This window comes from Candidatus Frankia nodulisporulans, assembly GCF_902806475.1.
Lineage (GTDB): Bacteria > Actinomycetota > Actinomycetes > Frankiales > Frankiaceae > Frankia > Frankia umida.
In genome coordinates this window covers 1-2,441 of sequence record NZ_CADCWS010000403.1, presented here as the reverse complement: position 1 = coordinate 2,441, position 2,441 = coordinate 1, and the positions used below count along the sequence as shown (strand labels likewise).

The 2,441-nt window shown below is 71.2% G+C and carries 2 protein-coding genes; both read right to left on the bottom strand.

The genetic code is table 11. The annotated features are described in order from the left end of the window. A partial coding sequence (locus tag G6R24_RS20255; RefSeq protein ID WP_225438852.1) for an NAD(P)/FAD-dependent oxidoreductase occupies positions 1-904 on the bottom strand: 904 nt, incomplete at its 3' end. A 316-nt stretch (positions 905-1,220) separates the two neighbouring features. After that, a complete protein-coding gene (locus G6R24_RS20250) occupies positions 1,221-2,093 on the bottom strand; it encodes a class II glutamine amidotransferase (protein ID WP_163550731.1) in 873 nt (290 codons plus the stop codon). Positions 2,094-2,441: the final 348 nt, after the last annotated feature.

Genomic DNA, 2,441 nt, shown 5'->3' with positions numbered 1-2,441 from the left:
CCGCGAAGACGACGACATCCGCCGCCAACGCCGTCCCGTCACCCAGCGACACCGTCAGTGGGCGGGACGTGCCCCCCGCCGGTCCGTCACCCCCGGCTCCCGCGGTGGCGACGGCCGCCGCACCGCCGATGGGCGGCTCGGTGCCTGTGGGCGGCTCGGTGCCGAGGGGCGGTTTGGTGGCTGTGATCGGTTCGGTGTCTGTGGCCGGTTCGGCGGCTGCTGGTGGGGCCGTGATCGCGGCGGCGAAGGTACCCAGGTGAACAGTGACGCCGAGGTGCTCGACAAGTCGGCGCAGCAGAGCGCCGCCGCCGACGTCCACCTGCAGGGGCATGAGCCGGTCCGCCATCTCGACGACGTGGACGGCGAGGCCCAGCTGACGCAGCGCGCGGGCGGCTTCCAGACCGAGCAGTCCACCGCCGACGACGAGCCCACGTGGTGGGCCGCCGCGCGCGGGGGCGTGGCCGGTGGCGCGTTCGGCGGCGGCGCGGATGGCGGCCAGGTCGTCCAGGGTGCGGTAGACGAAACAGCCCGGCAGGGCGGCGCCGGGCACCGGTGGGACGAACGCGGACGAGCCGGTGGCCAGGACGAGAACGTCGTAACCGACCGTCCGGCCGCGACTGGTCGTCACGGTCCGCGCGTCGCGATCGAGGGCGATCACGGATTCGGCCAGGTGCAGGACGTAGTCCTGGCCGTCGTAGCAGTCGTCGGCCACCAGATCGAGGTCCCGCGGGTCGACGCCGTCGAAGCAGGACGACAGCGCCACCCGGTCATAGGCGCGTTGGCGCTCGGCGCCGAACATCGTCATCTGCCAGACCCGGGCGCTGTCGAGTGCGCGCAGCTGTTCGACGAAACGCTGCCCGACCATTCCGTTACCCACGACAACCAGCCGCTTTTTGTCGACCACACAGACGATGGTGTCGGTCTTCTGTTGACCCGCCCCTGCATCCGGGTTACCGCGGTGATAAATCCTTCTCACCGCGCCCGACGGTGCCTTGTGCGGATGGCCGGGAGTGACGTTCCACCGGATGTGCATGCGCCTTTCCAGGCGCATTATCATTACTGGCGGCCTGATGGGCAAGAATGCGTCGATGAGGTTGCCGCTATCCGGCGTCGCGTCGCGGTGGCGGGCATGGACCGGATCAGCCGCGCATCGGCTCGACGCCTCGCTTCGAACCAGCCACGGTTCGGACGCGGTCGGTGCCGGTCAGGGCGTGTGCCGGTCAGAGTGTGTGCTGGGAGGCGGCGGCCGCGGGGCGCAGGTCGGTCAGGGCGAGAGGGTGGGCCGGCGGGTCGGGCAGGACGATCGTGGACGTCACCTCGCCGTGCGCACCGACGTGCAGGAGCTCGCCGCTGGCCAGTGCCCGCCAGCTGGGGTGCTCGTCCATCGGCTCGCTCGCGACGACGACAGCCGGGGCCGCCGTCAGATCCGGGGCGTGCACCCGGGTCGCGCCGGTCGCGTCGGCGTGGTGCAGGGCCCGATCGCCGTGCTGACCACCGGCGGGACGGCGCAGCAGGTAGAGCCGGTTGGTGTCGGGGTAGCGCAGGGCCCACAGGTCGGTGGCGGTGGCCAGCAGCAGGTTGATGCTGTAGAGCGGCAGTGCGCCGGCCACCCAGCGGACCGCGGTGGTGATGCCGCGGGTGACGTCCCCACCGGCGTTGTCGATCTCCCGGTCGACCAGGGCGAACAGTCGCTCGGAGTCGGTGGCTCCGCCGATGTCGGCCATCCCGGCCGCGCCGAGATGGCGTTCCAGGACGTCCAGGCCCTCGATCACCCCGTTGTGCGCGAAAAGCCGGCCCGAACGCTCGAACGGATGGGTGTTGGGTACCGCTATCTCACCGGTGGAGGCATGCCGCACATGTGCGACGAAGGCGGTCGACCGGGCGTGGCGGGCCTGCGCGGCGAACTGCCGGTCCTGCCAGGCCGCGATCGGCTGGCGGAACACCTCGGGCTGTCCACGGGAGTCGAAGTAGCCCAGGCCCGTCCCGTCCGGGTTCTGGTGGCTCTGCTCGTCGAGGCTGTCCGGCGCGTCCAACAGCCAGAACGTGGCCCGGGTGGCCCGCGGGGCGCTGATCAGTCCGAAGAGCCTGCACATTCCGTCGCTCCCTGTTCTGGCACCTGCCGCGTCCCGCGGCCCGCCCGTCCTGCGTCCGCGTCTCTCGATGGTCCGGGAGAAGGACGTGTGGTAGCAGCCGGGACGTGAACCTATCGCGTCTGGGCCGCGACTATAAGTGTCCGCGAGGGGTGCGGTGGTGGGCTCGCGTGGCCGAATCAGGACTCGGCCGGGCCCGGCGCGGTGGGAGCCCCTGTGCCGTGGGAGTTACTGTGCCGTGGGAGTTACTGTGCCGTGGGAGTTACTGTGCGGCGGGAGCTGCGAGCGCCGTCGGTGCCGAGGTTCCAGCTGATGATCCGGTGCGGATGGATGCGGATCACCTCGGGACTC

Bases quoted from the DNA above. Each gene is read 5' to 3' on its own strand.
- G6R24_RS20250 (WP_163550731.1), bottom strand. From the start codon at position 2,093: ATGTGCAGGCTCTTCGGACTGATCAGCGCCCCGCGGGCCACCCGGGCC.